This window comes from Rhodanobacter sp. DHG33 (assembly GCF_014843005.1).
In the GTDB taxonomy this organism is placed as follows: domain Bacteria; phylum Pseudomonadota; class Gammaproteobacteria; order Xanthomonadales; family Rhodanobacteraceae; genus Rhodanobacter_A.
In genome coordinates this window covers 475282-493482 of the sequence record NZ_JACYXM010000004.1, presented here as the reverse complement: position 1 = coordinate 493482, position 18201 = coordinate 475282, and the positions used below count along the sequence as shown (strand labels likewise).

Below are 18201 nucleotides of genomic sequence, written 5' to 3'. Positions count from 1 at the left end.
ACCGTTCTTTTCCGAGAGCGGGCTGGAACGAGAGAGCAATCCCGCGGGACTCCGGTTTCCCGTTACCCATAAAAAACGCCGGCGCAGAGGCCGGCGTTTTGGCAACTCGGAAAATGCCGGCAATCAGACCAGCAGATCCTTTTCCTTCTTGCCGGCCTTCAGCGCATCGTTGAACCAGCGCGGGCGCTTGCCGCGGCCGGACCAGGTCTGCTCGGCATCCGCCGGATTGCGATACTTCGGGGGAACCACGCCGCCAGTGCGGCGCTTGCCGCGCGTGCCGCCGAAAATGTCATCGAAGCTATAACCCTCGGCCTTGATCAGCGCGTGGATCTTTTCGCGCAGCTTGGTGACCTTTTCCTTCTTCATTTCGTGCTGGCGCGACTGCGCCTTGTTGATAAGGTCGTTGAGCTGGTTGTGGTTGAGGTTCTTGATATCGATGGCCATCGGAAACTCCAGTGACAATGAAAATGACGGTGGCACGGATGCGTTTGGTGGAATGGCATTGCCGGCGCGGGCGTTATTCTTACCCGAATAAATCGCATTTTGCAAAAAGATGCGGTGTCGAAAATGCCCAGTGTGCGCGTTTTGGCAATTAGCCCGGATAATCCCCGATGGGCTCCCGAAAGCAAACGGCCGCGCATGGCGGCCGTTTATCGTTGCATTTGAAACCGATTTCAGCCCAGCATGGCCAGCAATTCGTCGCGGGTCACCGCACGGCTTTCGGCCTCGTGGCGGGCGCGATATTCCAGCGTGCCGGCGGCGAGACCGCGTTCGCTGACCACGACTCGATGCGGAATGCCGATCAATTCCATGTCGGCGAACATGGCGCCGGGGCGCAGGCCGCGGTCGTCCAGCACGGTTTCGACGCCGCGCGCGGCCAGCTCCTGATAGAGCGACTGGGCGGCGGCCGCGATGTCCGGGTTGCCCTTGGGATTGATGACGCACACGGCCACGCGCCACGGCGCCATGGCCTCCGGCCATACGATGCCGGCTTCGTCGTGGCGCTGCTCGATGGCGGCCGCCACGATGCGGCTGATGCCGATGCCGTAGCAGCCCATCAGCATCACCTGCGCCTTGCCCTGGTCGTCCAGCACGGTGGCGCCCAGCGCTTCGGCGTACTTGTTGCCGAGCTGGAACACGTGGCCCACCTCGATGCCGCGCGCGAGGTGCAGGGTGCCCTTGCCATCGGGCGAAGGGTCGCCTTCGACCACCTGGCGGATGTCCTCGACGCGGGTGATGCGCGCATCGCGCTCCCAGTTGGCGCCGGTGTGGTGCGTGCCGTCGGTGTTGCCGCCGCAGACGAAATCCGCCAGCACGGCGGCACTGCGGTCCACGATCACCGGGATCGCGCCGGGCAGGCCGGCCGGTCCGATGAAGCCGGGCCGCACGCCGGTGGCGGCGAGGATTTCCGCTTCGCTGGCGAGTTCGACTTCGTCCGGCATTTCGGCCAGCTTGCCGGCCTTGATTTCGTTCAATTCGTGGTCGCCGCGCAGGCACAGTGCGACCAGGCCATCGCGGCCTTTCACCAGCAGCGTTTTCACGCATTGCGCGGGAGCGACCTTGAGGAAGGCGCTGACCTCGTCGATGGTTTTCTGGGCAGGCGTCTCTACGCGCTTCAGTTCCGCGACCGGGGCCGGGCGAGTGGCGACCGGTGCCAATGCCTCGGCCTTCTCCACATTGGCCGCGTAATCGGAGCCGTCGGAAAACACGATGGCGTCTTCGCCCGAATCGGCCAGCACCTGGAATTCGTGGCTGGCATTGCCGCCAATGGCGCCGGTATCCGCCTGTACCGCACGGAATTCCAAACCGAGCCGGGTGAAAATGCGCGAATAGGCGTCGTACATCGCCTGATAGGTTTCGCTCAGCGATTCCTGTCCGAGATGGAAGGAATAAGCGTCCTTCATCAGGAATTCGCGGGCACGCATCACGCCGAAACGCGGGCGGATCTCGTCGCGGAACTTGGTCTGGATCTGATAGAAGTTGACCGGCAACTGCTTGTAGCTGTTGAGCTCATTGCGCGCGTAATCGGTGATGACTTCCTCGGCCGTGGGCGCATAACAGAATTCCTGTTCCTTGCGGTCCTTGATCTTCAGCAGTTGCGGGCCGAATTTCGCCCAGCGGGCGGTTTCTTCCCACAGTTCTTTCGGCTGAATCGTGGGCATCAGCATTTCGATGGCGCCGGCGCGGTTCATTTCCTCGCGCACCACGTTTTCCACCTTGCGCAGCACGCGCAGGCCCAGCGGCGACCAGGTGTAAAGGCCGGAAGCCAGTTTGCGGATCATGCCCGCGCGCAGCATCAGCTTGTGGCTGGCGATCTCCGCGTCGGCAGGTATTTCCTTGACGGTGGCCAGGTGGAATTGGCTGAGGCGCATGCAGGGGATTCCGGCGTTGAAAGAGCCGGATTATAGCGGTGCAGGACCATCTCGACGGTTCTGCCATAGGCACGGCTTGCGTGAATCGCCAGCGATCCGCGCAGTAGCCTGCGCTCAGGAGCAGCCTAGTCCGGTCCCGTCATTTTTCCGCGCAATACTGTTGGTACTGGGTGTTCGCCGAATCGACCTGCTGCTTGCGCTGGCTGGCATCCAGCACCGAGGGCTTGCCGTTCTGCTGCATTACCACCGGGGCACTCCCCTGCAGCGTTGCGAGATTGGATTTCAGCGTGGCGCACATTTTGGCGCGATTGGCGGGCGTGTCCGCCATCGGGGCCGCAGGGGGCGGGGTAGGGGCATCGGTCGGTGCTGGCGTACTGTCGTCGCTCGGCTGCGGCGCCGCCTGGTCGGAGGATTCCACGCCGCCAGCCAGCGTCACCTGCTTGTACTTGGTGCCCTGGGGCGGCGCCGACTGCGAGTAATGGACCGTCCCCTGGGCATCGGTCCACTTGTAGATCTGCTGGGCGGTGGCCAGCGGGGCGAGCAGCAGCAACGCCACGGCAATCAGCGAACGGGACATGAGGTTCTCCGGAAGGCTCGGTTGGCCGGGGCTCCCCACCCCGGTGCAGGACACTAGTAGAACTCCCGCACCGTCCGGACTCAAGCGGGCGATGGTTTACACTTTCTGCACTCTGTCACGGATAGCTCCATGAGCGACTCGCTGCCCGCCCGCCAGCCCCGGCATCGCGGCATCTACCTGCTGCCGAACCTGTTCACCACCGGGGCGATGTTCGCTGGCTTCTACGCCATCCTCGCCAGCATCGGCGGCCATTACGCCGATGCGGCGGTGGCGGTGTTCGTCGCCGCGCTGCTGGACGGCCTGGACGGCCGCGTGGCGCGGCTCACCGGCACCCAGAGCGAGTTCGGCGTGCAGTACGACTCGCTGTCGGACCTGGTGAGCTTCGGCCTGGCGCCCTCGCTGGTGATGTACACGTGGTCGCTGTCCACGCTGCACGATTTCGGTCCGCTGTGGGGCAAGCTGGGTTGGGCCACCGCCTTCATCTATGCCGCCTGTGCTGCGCTGCGGCTGGCCCGTTTCAATACCCAGGTGGGCGTGGCGGACAAGCGCTATTTCCAGGGTCTGGCCAGTCCGGCGGCGGCGGCGGTGTGCATGTCCTTCGTATGGACGATGGACAAGTTCGGGATTCCCGGCGCCGAACTGTGCTTCATCACGCCGTGGATCGCCGCGATCACCGGCCTGCTGATGGTCAGCCGGATCCGCTATTTCAGCTTCAAGTCGCTGCCGCTGGGGGATCGCCAGCACGTGCCGTTCGGGTGGATCGTGGCGGCGCTGCTGATCCTGGTGCTGCTGTATCTCGACCCGCCGCGCGTGCTGTTTGCCGGCTTCACCATCTACCTGCTATCCGGTCCGGCGATGACGCTGTGGGGGCTGGCCGCGCATCGCCGGCGCGCACGTCGGGGCGGCGGCTGATGCCGGCGGTCGCGCATCGCGAGCGTGTGCTGCACGCACTGGGCTTGGTGCCCTGGCAGCGTCGGCAGGCCGCTGGCGCCGCGCCGGGCGCCATGGATGAAACGCCGCAACCGGTCGCCACCCATGCCGACTGCGTGGTGCTGCTGCCGGCGACCTGCGGTGCGCGCGAGCTGGACCTGCTGGGCCGCGCCTTGACCAGTGGCGGGGCATTGCTGGCGCGTGCCGCGCGCGTGCAGGTACGGGCCGGCGATGCCGACATCGCGGTACCGCAGGCGCGCACTTACCTGGCCTGCGGCGAAGCGCAGGCGCACGCGCTGGGGCGCAGCCTGCCGATGCAGGCGATGGCGCAGGCGCAAATCGTGCTGGTGGACGAACCGGCGCGCCTGCTGGGCGACGCCGCGGCCAAGCGGCGTTTCTGGATCGCGCTGCGCACCTTGCGCCGCAGTCTCGGGGCGGGACGGTAGGCGCGATGGCCGCGGTGGCCAAACCGGCCAGCCACATGCGCCTGATGCGCATGGATGACCTCGATGCGGTCGCAGCGATCGAGCAGGCCTCCTACGACTTCCCGTGGACACGCGGCATCTTCGCCGACTGCATCAAGGCAGGGCATCCGTGCTGGGTGCTCTGCATCGGCGAGGAAGTGGCCGGTTACGGCATCCTCTCCGTCGCCGCGGGCGAGGCGCACGTGCTCAACATCTGTATCTCCGCCGAGCATAGGGGCCTTGGCCTTGGCCGGCATCTGCTGGGGCGGCTGCTGGACGTGGCGCGCTGGAGCGGCGCGCAGCACGTGTTCCTGGAAGTACGGCCTTCGAATCCGCTGGCCAAAGTGCTGTACGAATCGGTCGGTTTCCACGAGATCGGACGCAGGCCGCGCTATTACCCCGCGAGGGAAGGGCGGGAGGATGCGATCGTGATGGAGCTTCGCCACATGGCCGGCGATATGGCCAAGGGCCATATCGCGAAATAGGCGAGGATGCTTTTGCCTGACGCGGAAGCGTTTCCTTCCCGGCCCGTTCCCGTCAAACGGGAACGGGCGGCCGCTCAGCCCTTCAGCTTCTCCGCCTGTTCCCGCATCGCCGCCAGCTGGGTGTTCCAATCCACGATGCGCTGCCGCTCCTGCGCCACCACTTCCGCCGGCGCGTTGGCGACGAAGTTCGCGTTGCCGAGCTTGCCTTCGCACTTCTTGATCTCGCTCTCGACGCGGGCGATTTCCTTGGCGAGGCGCGCCTGCTCGGCGCCGAGATCGATCAGGCCGGCCAGCGGAATCAGCACACGCAGCGAACCGACCACGGCGGCGGCCGCGGCAGGCTCCGTCGCGCCCGGCTCGATCCATGCCGGCGCTTCGGTGCGGGCGAGGAAGGCGATCTGCGCGGCGAATTTCGCGGCGCGCGTGCGATCCGCGGCCTCGCCACCGGCGAGCAGCAACGGAATGGTCTTGCCCGGCGCGATGTTCATTTCCGAGCGGATCCTGCGGATGCCGGAGAGCACCGCCTTGAACCACTCGATCTCGGCCGTGGCCGCATCGTCGGACGCGAAATCCGCCGCGTGCGGATAGGGGCGCGCGTAGACGCTGGATTCGGCGAGCCCCAGGCGCGGAGCCGCTTCCTGGTAAATCTCCTCGGTGATGAACGGGATCACCGGATGCAGCGCGCGAAGCACCGCTTCCAGCACCACCAGCAGCGTATGGCGGGTGGACGCGGCGGCCTGCGCATCGTCGCCGTTTAAGGCGGGCTTGGAGAGTTCGAGGAACCAGTCGCAGTACTCGTTCCACACGAACTCGTACAGGGCCTGCGCCAGATGGTCGAAGCGGTACGAGACGAAGTGCTGCTCCACCTCCGCCAGGGTCTGCCCGAGGCGCGTGAGGATCCAGCGCTCGGCTTCGGTGGCGGGTGCGCCGGCGGCCGCGGTCATCCCGCCCTCCGGCAGGTTCATCAGCACGAAGCGCGCGGCATTCCACAGCTTGTTGCAGAACGCCTTGTAGCCTTCGGCGCGCTTGATGTCGAAGTTGATGGTGCGGCTGTAGCTGGCCAGCGCGGCGAAGGTGAAGCGCAGCGCGTCGGTGCCGATGGCCTTGATGCCGTCGGGGTATTCCTTGCGGATGCGCTTTTCCACCTTCTCGCGCACCTGCGGGATGAGCAGCGATTTGGTGGATTTCTCCACCAGCGGTTCCAGCTCGATGCCGTCGATCAGGTCCAGCGGGTCCAGCGTGTTGCCCTTGGACTTGGACATCTTCTGGCCTTCGGCATCGCGCACGATGGCGTTGATGTACACCTCGCGGAACGGCACCTGGCCGGTGAAGTACTTGGTCGCCATCACCATGCGCGCGACCCAGAAGAAGATGATGTCGAAGCCGGTGACCAGCACCGCGCTGGGCAGGAAGATCTTGTCGGCCTGCCAGTCGGTGACGACTTCGCCGCGCTCGTTCTTCACCGGGCCGTTGGCCGGCCAGCCCAGCGTGGAGAACGGCCACAGCGCAGAGGAGAACCAGGTGTCGAGCACGTCCTCGTCCTGCTTCAGTGTACCCACCGGCGGAATCGCGGCATGCGCGCGTGCGTCGACCTCATCCTCGCCCACGAAAATGTTGCCCGCTTCGTCGTACCACGCCGGGATGCGGTGGCCCCACCAGAGCTGGCGGCTGATGCACCAGTCCTGGATGTTGTCCAGCCACTGCGTGTAGGTGGTGGTCCAGTTCTCGGGCACGAACCGGATTTCGCCCGAGCGCACGGCGTCCAGCGCCGGCTCGGTGATCGCCTTGCGGCCGCCCGGGCGGCCATCACTCTGGACGTCCGAAGTGAGGTCGACGAACCATTGGTCGGTGAGCATGGGTTCGATCACCGCATCCGAACGCTGGCTCACCGGCACCTGCAGCTTGTGCGCCTTGGTCTCGACCAGCAGGCCGGCGGCCTCCAGGTCGGCCAGCACGCGCTTGCGCGCGTCGTAGCGGTCGAGGCCGCGATAGGCTTCCGGCGCGTTGTCGCTGACCTTGGCATCCAGCGTGAAGATGGTGATCGGCGGGAGTTTGTGGCGCTGGCCGATGGCGTAGTCGTTGAAGTCGTGCGCCGGGGTGATCTTCACGCAGCCGGTGCCGAACTCGCGGTCCACGTAGTCGTCGGCGATCACCGGGATCTGGCGGTTCGACAGCGGCAGCGTGAGCGTCCTGCCGACGAGGTGCGCGTAGCGCTCGTCCTCCGGATGCACGGCCACGGCCACGTCGCCCAGCATGGTTTCCGGACGGGTGGTGGCCACCACCAGCGATTCGTCGCTGCCGGTGACCGGATAACGGATGGACCACAGGTGGCCGTCGCGCTCCACGTTGTTCACTTCGAGGTCGGAGACCGCGGTGCCCAGTGCGGGGTCCCAGTTCACCAGGCGGTTGCCGCGGTAGATCAGGCCGGCGCGGTACCACTCCACGAACACCTTGCGCACGGCGTCGGACAAGCCTTCGTCCATGGTGAAGCGCTCGCGCGACCAGTCGGCGGCGGCGCCGATACGGCGCATCTGGTTGGTGATGGTGGAGCCGGACTCCTCCTTCCATTGCCACACGCGCTCCACGAACGGCTCGCGGCCGAGGTCGTGGCGGGTCTTGCCCTGGGCGGCCAGCTGGTTTTCCACGATCTTCTGCGTGGCGATGCCGGCGTGGTCGGTACCCACCTGCCACAGCACGTTCATGCCGCGCATGCGCCGGTGGCGTACCAGCATGTCCATCACGGTCTGCTGGAAGGCATGGCCCATGTGCAGGGTGCCGGTGACATTGGGCGGCGGCAGCAGGATGCAGTAGGGCTCGCCCTGGCCGGACGGTTTGAACGCGCCGCTGGCTTCCCAGCGGGCGTACCACGTCGACTCGATCTGGGCGGGTTCGAAGCTCTTATCCATGGGGACTCGCAATGGCACACCGCCGGCAGTGGCGGGGTGCGGGGGAATGGCGTCAAAGCCCCGAATTGTACGGGTGCGGGCCTAGGCTGACAAAAACGCCACCCCCGCGGCGGACGAGGCGGCCTCAGCCTTCGACCAGCTCGCCACCCCAGCTGGCCGGGTCCGCGTCGGCGATCGTCTGCGTGAATACCCACCGGTGGCCACCGATGTCCATGGCCGAGTACTGGCGTTCGCCATAGGGCCAGTCGGTCAGCTCGCGGACGATGCGGGCCCCTGCTGCGAGCGCCACCGCATGGTGCGCGTTGGCGTCGTCCACCCGCACCATCACGGATTGCCGCGGGGGCTGGTCGCTGTTTTCCGGGCCGGCATCGCTGACCACCATGGCGCCGGCGCCGAAGGTGAGCTGGATGCGATGGTCGCCGATGCGCAGCCTGGGCCGGAACCCGAAGGCCCGGCACAGCCATTCGGCCGCCTCGTGCACGTCGGCGTAGCCCAGCACCGGGATGATGGTGGCGTCGGGAATGGATCGGTTGGTGCGCATGCGTGGATCTCCATGCGGGGAGCCTGACGTCGCGGCGAAGCAATCCAGGAGGCGCATCGCCGGTTGCCGCGATGCGGCGACGTCCACGCGGCAAATCATTCCAGTTTTCGCGCGATGGCGTAAGTGGCGATGGCGCAGGCGCTGGCGACATTCATGGAAGAGTTTTCGCCGCGCATGGGGATGTGCACGGTGGCGTCCGACACATCCAGCAGGGCCTGGCAGACGCCGGCGCTCTCGTTGCCGATGACCAGGCAGATGCGCTCGCCGGACGCGATGGAGAGCTCGGCCAGGTCGATGCTGGTCGAGCTGATTTCCAGGCTGACGATGCGGTAGCCGGCCTGCCGCAAGGCGGCCACGACGGGCAATGGATCGTCTATCTGCGCGAACGGCACGCGCTGCTCAGTGGTCCGTGCGGCTTTCCTGGCCTTGGGATGCGCCGGCGTGCAGCTGCGGCCGGTGAGGAAGATCTTTTCCACGCCCAGCGCGTCGGCGATGCGGAACAGGCTGCCCACGTTCGCGGGGCGCCGCACGTCGTGCGCGAGCAGGCAGAACGCGTGCTTCGCAGGCGTGGATTGGTGGGCGCGATGGTCGAGCTGGGTGTTCGACATGCCTTGGGGCGGGTGGTGGTCTTCCGGAGTCATCCGCGTAGCGGTGGGGCCTGCGTCGATTTCAGCAAATGCCCAACGGTTTTCCAGTCTTGCGGGACGTCGTTGTCGGAGTTACGTGGCGATCAACGGCGATGGCGATTGATGTCGTCGCGCAACGCCTGTGCGGCGGCGCGCGCGGCTTGCGCGAAATCCTCGCCGCTGCCGGCATAGAGGATGGCGCGCGAGGAGGAAATCATCAGGCCGTCGCCGCCGGCGGCGAGGCCGTGCCGGAGCACGGCTGCCACATCGCCGCCCTGTGCACCGATGCCGGGCACCAGCAGGGGCATGTCGCCGACGACGGTGCGTACCTTGCCCAGTTCCTCCGGCCAGGTGGCGCCGGTGACCAGCGCGCAGTTGCCGTGCGCGTTCCAGTCACGGGCGATGGTTTCGGCCACGCGCAGGTAGAGCGGGGCGCCGCCGCAGTCCAGCGCCTGGAAGTCGGCGCCGCCGGGGTTGGAGGTGCGGCACAGCAGGATCACGCCCTTGTCGGCGCGCTCGAGGAAGGGTGCGATGGAGTCGCGGCCCAGGTACGGGTTCAGCGTCACGGCGTCCGCCCGGTAGCGCTCGAATGCCTCGCTGGCGTAGTGCTGCGCGGTGCTGCCGATGTCGCCACGCTTGGCGTCGAGGATCACCGGCACGCCGGGGTGCTTGTCATGGATGTGCGCGATCAGCCGTTCGAGCGCATCCTCGGCGCGCAGCGCGGCGAAGTGGGCGATCTGCGGCTTGAAGGTGCAGACGAGGTCGGCGGTGGCGTCGACGATGTCGCGGCAGAACTCGAACACCGCGTCACGGCGGCCCTGCAGTTGCGCTGGGAATTTCGCGGGTTCGGGGTCGAGGCCGACGCAGACCAGTGACTGGTTGCGGTTCCATGCGTTTTGCAGGGATTGCATGAAGTGCATCGGAATCTCCTCGTCGCGTTTTTGCTCCCTCTCCCCTCCGGGGAGTGGGTCGGGGTGAGGGGACAATCTTGCGTTGTCGCCTTGATGATGGTGCTGTTCTTCTGGAGATCGGGGCCAGCCGTGGCCCCTCACCTCAATCCTCTTCCTCGCTCCTCAGAGCAGGGCCATCCATGGCCCTTCCCCGCGTCCCGGAGGGGAGAGGAGGCAGACGCAAAGAGCCGTGCTTAAGCCAGCTTCTTGTACTTCACGCGATGCGGCCTGGCCGCTTCGTCGCCGAGGCGGCGCTTCTTGTCCGCTTCGTACTCGTTGTAGTTGCCGGGGAAGAACTCCACGTGCGAGTCGCCTTCGAACGCGATGATGTGCGTGGCGATGCGGTCGAGGAACCAGCGGTCATGCGAGATCACGATGGCCGCGCCCGGGAATTCCAGCAGCGCGTCTTCCAGCGCGCGCAGGGTTTCCACGTCGAGGTCGTTGGACGGTTCGTCGAGCAGCAGCACGTTGCCGCCCTGCAGCAGGGTCTTGGCCATGTGCAGGCGGCCGCGTTCGCCGCCGGACAGGCTGCCGACGATCTTCTGCTGGTCGGTGCCCTTGAAGTTGAAGCGGCCGATGTAGGCGCGCGACTGGATCTCGAAGTTGCCGATGGTGAGGATGTCCGAACCGCCGGAGACTTCCTGCCACACGTTGTTCTTCGGGTCCAGCGCGTCGCGCGACTGGTCGACGTAGGCCAGCTTGGTAGTGTGGCCCAGCTTCACCTCGCCCGAGTCCGGCGACTCCTTGCCCATGATCATCTTCATCAGGGTGGATTTGCCGGCGCCGTTGGGGCCGATCACGCCGATGATCGCGCCCGGCGGCACCTTGAATGACAGGTCCTCGATCAGCACGCGGTCGCCGAACGATTTGGTGACGTTCTTGAACTCGATCACCTCCTGGCCCAGGCGCTCGCCCGGCGGGATGAAGATCTCGTTGGTCTCGTTGCGGCGCTGGTAGTCGACCGAGTTCAGCTCCTCGAAGCGGGCCAGGCGCGCCTTGCCCTTGGACTGGCGTCCCTTGGCAGCCGAACGCACCCACTCCAGTTCCTTCTCGATCGCCTTCTGGCGCGACTTCTCCTGGTTGGCTTCCTGCTTCAGGCGCGCGTCCTTCTGCTCCAGCCATTCGGTGTAGTTGCCCTTCCACGGGATGCCGCGGCCGCGGTCGAGTTCGAGGATCCACTCGGCGGCGTTGTCGAGGAAGTAGCGGTCATGGGTGACCGCCACCACGGTGCCGGGGTAGTCGTGCAGGAACTGCTCCAGCCAGTCGACGGACTCGGCGTCGAGATGGTTGGTGGGCTCGTCCAGCAGCAGCATGTCCGGCTTGGACAGCAGCAGGCGGCACAGCGCCACGCGGCGCTTTTCGCCGCCGGACAGCGGGCCGACCTTGGCGTCCCACGGCGGCAGGCGCAGCGCGTCGGCGGCCACCTCGAGCTGGCGTTCCAGCGCGTGGGCGTCGTTCGCGGCCAGGATGCCTTCCAGCTGTTCCTGCTCCTTGGCGAGCGCGTCGAAGTCGGCGCCGTCCTCGGCGTAGGCGGCATAGACCTCCTCCAGCCGCTTCTGCGCATCGAGGATCACCGACACGCCTTCCTCGACCACTTCGCGCACGGTCTTTTCCGGGTTCAGATCCGGCTCCTGCGCCAGGTAGCCGACCTTGGTGCCGGGTTGCGCACGCGCCTCGCCCTGGAAGTCGGTATCCACGCCGGCCATGATTTTCAGCACGGTGGACTTGCCCGCGCCATTGACGCCGAGCAGGCCGATCTTCGCGCCGGGGAAGAAGCTCAGCGAGATGTCCTTGATGATCTGTCGCTTCGGCGGGACGATCTTGCTGACCCCGTTCATGGTGTAGATGTATTGCATGGGTGCTCCTCAGGGCAGCCCGCAGGCCGCGAAGGCGGTCTGGGCAGGCAGGGGAAAACAAAGACCGCCAATTATCGCCGATAGCCCCTTTTCCCGCCATGGCGGGCGCGCCGCGCTGGCAGAATGGCGTCTCGTTGCCTATGGACCCGATGCCGATGCCCGCCGCCTGGTCGCTGCCCCTGCTCATCCTCGTCTCGTTCGCCGCCGGCGTGCAGAACGCGCTGGCGGGCGGCGGTTCGTTCATGACGTTCCCGGCGCTGCTGTTCGCCGGCCTCGACCCGCGGGCGGCGAACATCGCCTCGACTATCGCGCTGTTCCCGGGGCAGGTGACCACCGGGCTGGCCGGGCGCAAGCAGGTTTCCGGCGCCGAGGGGCTGTCGTTCCGCACGCTGTTCTGGATCAGTCTCGCCGGCGGCGCGGCGGGCGCGGTGCTGCTGCTGGTGACGCCGGTCAGCCTGTTCACCCGGCTGGTGCCGTTCCTGGTGCTGTTTGCCACCGTGGTATTTGCCTGGGGCAGTTTCTTCCGCAAGCCGCGCAAGGAAGGCGAGCCGCCTGCGCTGGGGCGGAAGGCCGCGCTGGCCGCCCAGATCGGCATTGCCATCTACGGGGGCTATTTCGGCGCCGGCATCGGCATCCTGATGCTGGCGGCACTGACGGCGGCGGGGCTGGCCGTGCGCGTGGCCGGAGCCACCAAGAACGTGCTGGCGGCCGTGATGAACGCGGCGGCGGTGGTGATCTTCATGCTGCAGGCGCATACGCTGCCGTGGCTGCTGATCGCCTGCGTGGCGGTGCCGGCCATCGTCGGCGGCCAGATCGGCGCCTACCTGCTGCGCCGGGTCAACGAAAAGGTGCTGCGCGTGATCGTGGTGTGCATCGGCATCGCGCTGACCGTGGGGCTGTTCGTCAAGCAGTGAACCGCGTCCGGACGGCTATTCGCAGCCGGGTGCACCGGCTGCGCTATCATGGGCGGCCCCTTTTCCCATCCCCGGATCCACGAGGTTCGAATGTTCCCGAAGGACTGCACCATCGCCGGCTACGACCCCGAGCTGGCCAAGGCCATTGCTGACGAAGGTCGCCGCCAGGAAGACCATGTCGAATTGATCGCCTCCGAGAACTACGCCAGCCCGCGGGTGATGGAAGCGCAGGGCTCCAAGCTCACCAACAAATATGCCGAAGGCTATCCGGGCAAGCGCTACTACGGCGGCTGCGAGTACGTGGACGTGGCCGAGAAGCTGGCCATCGACCGCGTGAAGCAGCTGTTCGGCGCCGACTACGCCAACGTGCAGCCGCACTCCGGTTCGCAGGCCAACCAGGCGGTGTACTTCGCCCTGCTGCAGCCGGGCGACACCATCCTCGGCATGTCGCTGGCGCACGGCGGTCACCTCACCCACGGCGCCAAGGTCAACCTGTCGGGCAAGATCCTCAATGCCGTGCAGTACGGCGTGGACGCCAACGGCATCGTCGACATGGACGAGGTCGAGCGCCTCGCCGTCGAGCACAAGCCGAAGATGATCGTGGGCGGCTTCAGCGCCTATTCGCAGGTGATGGACTGGGCGCGCTTCCGCGCCATCGCCGACAAGGTTGGCGCCTACCTGTTCGTGGACATGGCGCACGTCGCCGGCCTGATCGCCGCCGGCGTGTACCCCAGCCCGCTGCCGCATGCGCACGTGGTCACCTCCACCACCCACAAGACCCTGCGCGGCCCGCGCGGCGGCATCATCGTCGCCAGCAAGCAGGGTATGGGCGAGGGCGCCGAGGAGATCGAGAAGAAGCTGCAGTCCATCGTGTTCCCCGGCATCCAGGGCGGCCCGCTGATGCACGTGATCGCCGCCAAGGCGGTGGCCTTCAAGGAAGCGCTGGAGCCGGCCTTCAAGGACTACCAGGCGCAGGTGGTGAAGAACGCCAAGGCGATGGCCAAGACCATCATCGCGCGCGGCTACAAGATCGTTTCCGGTGGTACCGAGAATCACCTGATGCTGATCGACATGATCGGCAAGGGCGTCACCGGCAAGGACGCGGAAGCGGCGCTGGGCAAGGCCCACATCACGGTCAACAAGAACGCCGTGCCGAACGATCCGCAGAAGCCTTTCGTCACCTCCGGCCTGCGCGTGGGTACGCCCGCCGTCACCACCCGCGGCTACCAGGAGGCCGACTGCGTGGATCTGGCCAACTGGATCTGCGACGTGCTCGACGCGCCGAGCGACGAGGCGGTGATCGCCGCCGTGCGCGCCAAGGTCGAGGCGCAGTGCAGGAAGTTCCCGGTCTACGGCTGAGCGCCCCGGCATGCCAGCCCTGCAGGTCGGACTGATCGGCGATCGCAACGATGGGGTGATCGCCCATCGCGCCATCCCGCTGGCGCTGCAGCTGGCGGCCGAGGCTTGCGAGGCGACGATCGAGCCGGTGTGGTTGCCGACCGATGCGATCGGCAACGGCGCTGCGCTGGCGGAGTTCGACGGGCTCTGGTGCGTGCCGGCCAGCCCTTACCGCGACATGGATGGCGCGCTGGCGGCCATCCGCATGGCGCGCGAACGGCACGTACCCTTCCTGGGTACGTGCGGCGGTTTCCAACACGCGGTGATCGAATACGCGCGCAACGTGCTGGACTGGCACGACGCCGAGCATGCCGAGACCGCGCCGGATGCGCAGCGCCAGGTCATCGTGCCGCTCTCGTGCTCGCTGGTCGAGGTGACCGACGACCTGCGGCTGGTCGAGGGCTCCCGCCTGGCGAAAGCCTATGGCGTCACCGAGATCGCCGAGGGCTACCACTGCAACTACGGGTTGAATCCCGAATTCCGCGCCGTGCTGGCCGATGGCCCGCTGCGCATCAGCGCGATGGATCGCGCCGGTGACGTGCGCGGCCTGGAATTGGACGGCCATCCGTTTTTCGTCGTTACGCTGTTCCAGCACGAGCGTGGTGCGCTGCAAGATCGGCTCCCGCCGCCGGTACGTGCATTCGTGCAGGCAATGATCGACACTCGCTGACATGCACTGTCCCTTCTGCCAGCACGAAGACACCCGCGTGATCGACTCGCGCCTCACCGACGACGGCTCCACCGTGCGCCGTCGCCGCGAGTGTCCGCAGTGCGGCGAACGCTTCAACACCTTCGAGACGGCGGAGCTCAAGCTGCCGGCCATCGTGAAGAGCGGCGAGCGGCGCGAGGCCTTCGACGAGCGCAAGCTCAGGGTGAGCTTCGAGCGCGCGCTGCAGAAGCGCCCGGTGGCCAGCCACAACGTGGACAGCGCGGTGCGCGAGATCATCAACGACCTGCGCCGCAGCGGCGAACGCGAGATACCCTCGCGCCAGGTCGGCGAACTGGTGATGCGCGAGCTGAAGAAGCTCGACCAGGTGGCCTACGTGCGTTTCGCTTCGGTCTACCGCAAGTTCGAGGACGTGCAGGCCTTCCTCGAGGAAATCGCGCGGCTGGAGCACGACCTGCCCGAGCTGGAGAAGCTGCAGCTGTCGCTGCTGGGCGGCGGCGAAGGCGCAGAGCCGCGCCGTCCCCGCAAGAGCTGACCCCTCTTTCTCCCTCTTCCCTCCGGGCGGAGGGCTGGGGTGAGGTGCCAATCTTGCCTCTAGCAGCCTTCGAAGCGCACTCCGATGCGACACTATCGGCAGCCCCGTCCCCTCACCTCGCTCCTCTCCCCGGAGAGGAGAGGAAGACAGGCATGACTCCCCGGAGGGGAGAGGAAGACAAGCATGACCTTTACTGCCGTCGATCACCTGCACATGGCGCAAGCCCTGCGCCTTGCCGCGCGCGGCTTGAACACCACGCAGCCCAACCCGCGCGTGGGCTGCGTGATCGCGCATGGCGCCGACGTGGTGGGCAGCGGCTGGCACCAGCGCGCAGGCGGCCCGCATGCCGAGGTGCATGCGCTGCGCGAGGCCGGCGAACGTGCGCGCGGTGCTACTGCTTACGTGACGCTGGAGCCCTGCGCCCACCACGGCCGCACGCCGCCCTGCGCGGACGCGCTGATTGCCGCGGGAGTGGCGCGCGTGGTGGTCGCGGCGGAGGACCCGTTTCCGCAGGTGGCGGGTCGCGGCATCGCAAAGCTGCGTGCCGCCGGCATCGCCGTCGACACCGGGCTGCTGCGCGACGAGGCGCGCGAACTCAACGTCGGTTTCTTCAGCCGCATCGAGCGCGGCCGTCCCTTCGTACGGGTAAAGCTGGCGATGAGTCTGGATGGCCGCACCGCCTTGGCCAACGGCGAATCGAAATGGATCACCGGCGAAGCCGCCCGTGCCGATGTGCAACGCTGGCGGGCGCGCAGCAGCGCCATCCTCACCGGCAGCGGCACCGTGCTGGCGGACGACCCGCATCTCACCGTGCGCCTGCCGCCGGACGAAGCCTTCACGCCGCCGTTGCGGGTGGTGCTGGACCGCGACCTGCGCGTGCCGGCGCACTTCCACGTGATGGACGCCGCTGCGCCCACCCTGTGTATCCACGATGCGCGACGGGCACCGCCGCCCGATGCGCCGGAGGGCGTGCGCCATGCCGGCGTGCCACTGGACGGAAACGGGCGGCTCGACCTGGACGCCGTGCTGGCGCTGCTGGCGACTCTCGACGTCAACGAACTCCACGTGGAAGCCGGCTCCCGGCTGAGCGGCGCCCTGCTGGGCGCCGGCCGCGTGGACGAGCTGCTGCTCTATATCGCCCCGGTCCTGCTCGGCGACCATGCGCACGCGTTGCTGGAACTTCCGCCGCTGGCGTCGATGGCCGAGCGCTGGCGGCTCACGGTGACGGACCAGCGCTCGCTTGGTGCGGACTGGCGGCTGCGCCTGCGGCCGCAGGCGGCACAGCCCCAAGCTGCGTTGCCCGACTGAACGGCACCCAACGTCCGGAGCGGCGGAGACAACGCTGAAACATTCGCGGCGTTGGATGAACCGAGAGTCTCCGATACTGCCGTCCGCCATGCCGTCGATATACGCCGATACTGCCTTGCGCCCCCCGTTGCCCTCGTTCGTGGGGGAGCGACGGCCCGTGGCGGGCGGAGCCGGCTGGTCCATTCGCGACTGGGCGTGGTTGGTGTTGCTGTCGCTGCTGGCCTTGGCCGCCCGCTGCATCCGGCTGGGCCATCAGCCGTTCTGGCTGGACGAGGTGTTCACCTACCAGCGCATCCACCTGGATACCGCGGCGCTGATCGCCGACAGCTTCGCCAACCGACACATGCCCAATTATTTCCTTCTGCTGCGCTCGTTGATGCCGCCGCAGCCGGATTTTGCCGCGCTGCGCCTGCCGTCGGCGCTGTTCGGCGCGCTGTCGGTCGGCGTGGTGTTCGCGATCGGGCGACGCGTTGCCGGGCGTTTCGCCGGCGGCGTGGCCGCGCTGCTGATGGCGCTTGCGCCGACCCAGGTGCAGTACGGCCAGGAGGCGCGTTCGTACACACTGCTGCTGTTGCTGATCGCGATCGCACTGTGGGGCCTGGCTGGGCTGGCGCGGCAGCCGGCACGCGCCGCCCTGGGCTGGCGCCGTCCGGGCGGCCTGAGACTGGAATGGACGGCCTGGCTTGCCGGGACCATCGGCGCGCTGGACCTGCTGGGCGACGCGATGCCGTGGCTGCTGGCGTCCAATGCGGTGCTGTTTTGCATCTGGAGGTACCTGCGCGCGGCGCACCCGCCTGCCGCAGCGCATGGATTCCGCCGCATCTGGCTATGGACGCAGGCACTCGTGCTGGCGTGTTGCCTGCCGTTCTACCTGGCGATCTATGTGGCCAGCAGCGCGCGCATGCTCGATGTCTTCGACTGGGTACCTGCGTTGAGCTGGCACGGGCTGTGGGTGGTGGCCGGCAGCACCTATCTGATGCGTCCCGCCGAGGTGGTGCAGTTCGGCCTGATGCCGGCCGGGGTGGCCGTGCTTTCGCCCTGCGTGGCGGCGCTCTGCGGGCTGGGGCTGTTCCGTCTGCGCGGGCACCTGGAAGGGCGTGTGCTGGGCCTGGCCTTCGCCGTGCTCCCCCTGTCGCTACTGGCGGTATCGCTGGTCAAGCCGATGCTGGTGCCGCGCTACCTGCTGTGGAGCGCGGTGCCGTTCTTCGTGCTGGCCGGCATAGGTGCCGCCGCGCTGCCGCGCCGGTGGCGGCCGCTCGCGGCGGTGGCGTTGTCGCTGCTGTGTCTGCTCAACCTGTGGCCGGTCTATCGCGTCGAGGCCAAGCCGCGCTGGGATCGCACGGCTGCCATGCTGGCGACGGTGGCGCAGCCCGGCGACACGATCTACGTGGACGATCCGAACGCCCCCACGATGCTGGCTACCCTGCAGCCGCGCGGCCAGCCGCCGCTGGACAGCAAGGCCCTGGTGACCGGTCAGCTGGATCTGGCCGTGGCGCGCTGGAAACAGGGCAGCCGGGTATGGGCGGTGAACGGACGCTCGGCGCTGGGGCAGCGTGAAAGTCTGGCAGGTTTCGAGGCGAAGCTTGTGGAGCTAGGCCGGCCGCAGCAGACGACGGCGCTGGGACGCGAGATCACCGTGCTGGAATTCGCACCGCCTCCGGCAGGCTGATCG

At 67.3% G+C, this 18201-nt stretch carries 17 protein-coding genes; 9 read left to right on the top strand and 8 right to left on the bottom strand.

Annotated elements, in window-relative coordinates; translation table 11 throughout:
* Nucleotides 1-123 precede the first annotated feature (123 nt).
* From IHE46_RS10135 to IHE46_RS10125, 3 genes are all read right to left on the bottom strand, one after another.
* Nucleotides 124-444, bottom strand: coding sequence for an H-NS histone family protein (locus tag IHE46_RS10135; protein WP_192164506.1), 321 nt, complete (start codon nt 442-444; stop codon nt 124-126).
* Between the two features lie 230 nt (nt 445-674).
* Nucleotides 675-2372, bottom strand: a complete 1698-nt coding sequence (locus IHE46_RS10130; protein WP_192164505.1) for a proline--tRNA ligase — start codon at nt 2370-2372, stop codon at nt 675-677.
* Between the two features lie 139 nt (nt 2373-2511).
* Nucleotides 2512-2949, bottom strand: coding sequence for a DUF4124 domain-containing protein (locus IHE46_RS10125; protein ID WP_192164504.1), 438 nt, complete (start codon nt 2947-2949; stop codon nt 2512-2514).
* Between the two features lie 129 nt (nt 2950-3078).
* Between IHE46_RS10125 and pssA the strand changes: the two genes are divergently transcribed.
* Genes pssA through rimI form a run of 3 tightly spaced genes read left to right on the top strand, consistent with a single transcriptional unit; the run spans nt 3079 to nt 4828 of the window.
* Entirely contained in the window at nt 3079-3861 is a 783-nt protein-coding gene (gene pssA / locus IHE46_RS10120; protein ID WP_192164503.1) for a CDP-diacylglycerol--serine O-phosphatidyltransferase, read from the top strand.
* Entirely contained in the window at nt 3861-4325 is a 465-nt protein-coding gene (locus IHE46_RS10115) for a hypothetical protein (protein ID WP_192164502.1), read from the top strand. Before pssA ends, IHE46_RS10115 begins: the two co-directional genes overlap by 1 nt.
* Before the next feature lie 5 nt (nt 4326-4330).
* Nucleotides 4331-4828 carry a ribosomal protein S18-alanine N-acetyltransferase gene (rimI, locus tag IHE46_RS10110; RefSeq protein ID WP_192164501.1) on the top strand — a complete coding sequence of 166 codons (498 nt, stop codon included), beginning with the start codon at nt 4331-4333 and terminating at the stop codon, nt 4826-4828.
* A gap of 74 nt (nt 4829-4902) precedes the next feature.
* On the opposite strand, the gene IHE46_RS10105 is transcribed toward rimI, so the two are convergent.
* The 5 genes from IHE46_RS10105 to ettA form a co-directional block, all read right to left on the bottom strand.
* The gene (locus tag IHE46_RS10105; protein ID WP_192164500.1) at nt 4903-7734 is read right to left on the bottom strand and encodes a valine--tRNA ligase; all 2832 of its coding nucleotides are present in this window, start codon (nt 7732-7734) and stop codon (nt 4903-4905) included.
* Nucleotides 7735-7858: 124 nt separating this feature from the next.
* Nucleotides 7859-8275, bottom strand: a complete 417-nt coding sequence (locus tag IHE46_RS10100) for a VOC family protein (protein WP_192164499.1) — start codon at nt 8273-8275, stop codon at nt 7859-7861.
* 95 nt (nt 8276-8370) lie between these two features.
* Nucleotides 8371-8883 (bottom strand): TrmH family RNA methyltransferase, encoded by a 513-nt coding sequence (locus IHE46_RS10095; RefSeq protein WP_192164498.1) that lies wholly within the window; start codon nt 8881-8883, stop codon nt 8371-8373.
* Nucleotides 8884-9005: 122 nt separating this feature from the next.
* Nucleotides 9006-9821: an orotidine-5'-phosphate decarboxylase gene (pyrF, locus tag IHE46_RS10090; protein ID WP_192164497.1), complete on the bottom strand. Its 816-nt coding sequence runs from the start codon at nt 9819-9821 to the stop codon at nt 9006-9008.
* 224 nt (nt 9822-10045) lie between these two features.
* Complete coding sequence (ettA, locus tag IHE46_RS10085; RefSeq protein ID WP_192164496.1) at nt 10046-11707, bottom strand: energy-dependent translational throttle protein EttA; 1662 nt, start codon at nt 11705-11707, stop codon at nt 10046-10048.
* A gap of 155 nt (nt 11708-11862) precedes the next feature.
* Between ettA and IHE46_RS10080 the strand changes: the two genes are divergently transcribed.
* From IHE46_RS10080 to IHE46_RS10055, 6 genes are all read left to right on the top strand, one after another.
* Nucleotides 11863-12621 carry a sulfite exporter TauE/SafE family protein gene (locus IHE46_RS10080; RefSeq protein ID WP_192164495.1) on the top strand — a complete coding sequence of 253 codons (759 nt, stop codon included), beginning with the start codon at nt 11863-11865 and terminating at the stop codon, nt 12619-12621.
* Between the two features lie 90 nt (nt 12622-12711).
* Complete coding sequence (gene glyA, locus IHE46_RS10075) at nt 12712-13980, top strand: serine hydroxymethyltransferase (RefSeq protein WP_192164494.1); 1269 nt, start codon at nt 12712-12714, stop codon at nt 13978-13980.
* A gap of 10 nt (nt 13981-13990) precedes the next feature.
* Nucleotides 13991-14689, top strand: a complete 699-nt coding sequence (locus IHE46_RS10070) for a CTP synthase (RefSeq protein ID WP_192164493.1) — start codon at nt 13991-13993, stop codon at nt 14687-14689.
* A 1-nt stretch (nt 14690) separates the two neighbouring features.
* A complete protein-coding gene (gene nrdR, locus IHE46_RS10065) occupies nt 14691-15221 on the top strand; it encodes a transcriptional regulator NrdR (protein WP_192164492.1) in 531 nt (176 codons plus the stop codon).
* A gap of 183 nt (nt 15222-15404) precedes the next feature.
* Nucleotides 15405-16529: a bifunctional diaminohydroxyphosphoribosylaminopyrimidine deaminase/5-amino-6-(5-phosphoribosylamino)uracil reductase RibD gene (ribD, locus tag IHE46_RS10060; protein ID WP_225562938.1), complete on the top strand. Its 1125-nt coding sequence runs from the start codon at nt 15405-15407 to the stop codon at nt 16527-16529.
* 157 nt (nt 16530-16686) lie between these two features.
* Entirely contained in the window at nt 16687-18198 is a 1512-nt protein-coding gene (locus IHE46_RS10055; RefSeq protein ID WP_192164491.1) for a glycosyltransferase family 39 protein, read from the top strand.
* Nucleotides 18199-18201 lie beyond the last annotated feature (3 nt).

Bases quoted from the DNA above. Each gene is read 5' to 3' on its own strand.
- rimI (WP_192164501.1), top strand. From the start codon at position 4,331: ATGGCCGCGGTGGCCAAACCGGCCAGCCACATGCGCCTGATGCGCATG.
- ribD (WP_225562938.1), top strand. From the start codon at position 15,405: ATGACCTTTACTGCCGTCGATCACCTGCACATGGCGCAAGCCCTGCGC.
- pssA (WP_192164503.1), top strand. From the start codon at position 3,079: ATGAGCGACTCGCTGCCCGCCCGCCAGCCCCGGCATCGCGGCATCTAC.
- IHE46_RS10115 (WP_192164502.1), top strand. From the start codon at position 3,861: ATGCCGGCGGTCGCGCATCGCGAGCGTGTGCTGCACGCACTGGGCTTG.
- nrdR (WP_192164492.1), top strand. From the start codon at position 14,691: ATGCACTGTCCCTTCTGCCAGCACGAAGACACCCGCGTGATCGACTCG.
- IHE46_RS10095 (WP_192164498.1), bottom strand. From the start codon at position 8,883: ATGTCGAACACCCAGCTCGACCATCGCGCCCACCAATCCACGCCTGCG.
- ettA (WP_192164496.1), bottom strand. From the start codon at position 11,707: ATGCAATACATCTACACCATGAACGGGGTCAGCAAGATCGTCCCGCCG.
- pyrF (WP_192164497.1), bottom strand. From the start codon at position 9,821: ATGCACTTCATGCAATCCCTGCAAAACGCATGGAACCGCAACCAGTCA.
- IHE46_RS10070 (WP_192164493.1), top strand. From the start codon at position 13,991: ATGCCAGCCCTGCAGGTCGGACTGATCGGCGATCGCAACGATGGGGTG.
- glyA (WP_192164494.1), top strand. From the start codon at position 12,712: ATGTTCCCGAAGGACTGCACCATCGCCGGCTACGACCCCGAGCTGGCC.
- IHE46_RS10125 (WP_192164504.1), bottom strand. From the start codon at position 2,949: ATGTCCCGTTCGCTGATTGCCGTGGCGTTGCTGCTGCTCGCCCCGCTG.
- IHE46_RS10080 (WP_192164495.1), top strand. From the start codon at position 11,863: ATGCCCGCCGCCTGGTCGCTGCCCCTGCTCATCCTCGTCTCGTTCGCC.
- IHE46_RS10135 (WP_192164506.1), bottom strand. From the start codon at position 444: ATGGCCATCGATATCAAGAACCTCAACCACAACCAGCTCAACGACCTT.
- IHE46_RS10100 (WP_192164499.1), bottom strand. From the start codon at position 8,275: ATGCGCACCAACCGATCCATTCCCGACGCCACCATCATCCCGGTGCTG.
- IHE46_RS10105 (WP_192164500.1), bottom strand. From the start codon at position 7,734: ATGGATAAGAGCTTCGAACCCGCCCAGATCGAGTCGACGTGGTACGCC.
- IHE46_RS10130 (WP_192164505.1), bottom strand. From the start codon at position 2,372: ATGCGCCTCAGCCAATTCCACCTGGCCACCGTCAAGGAAATACCTGCC.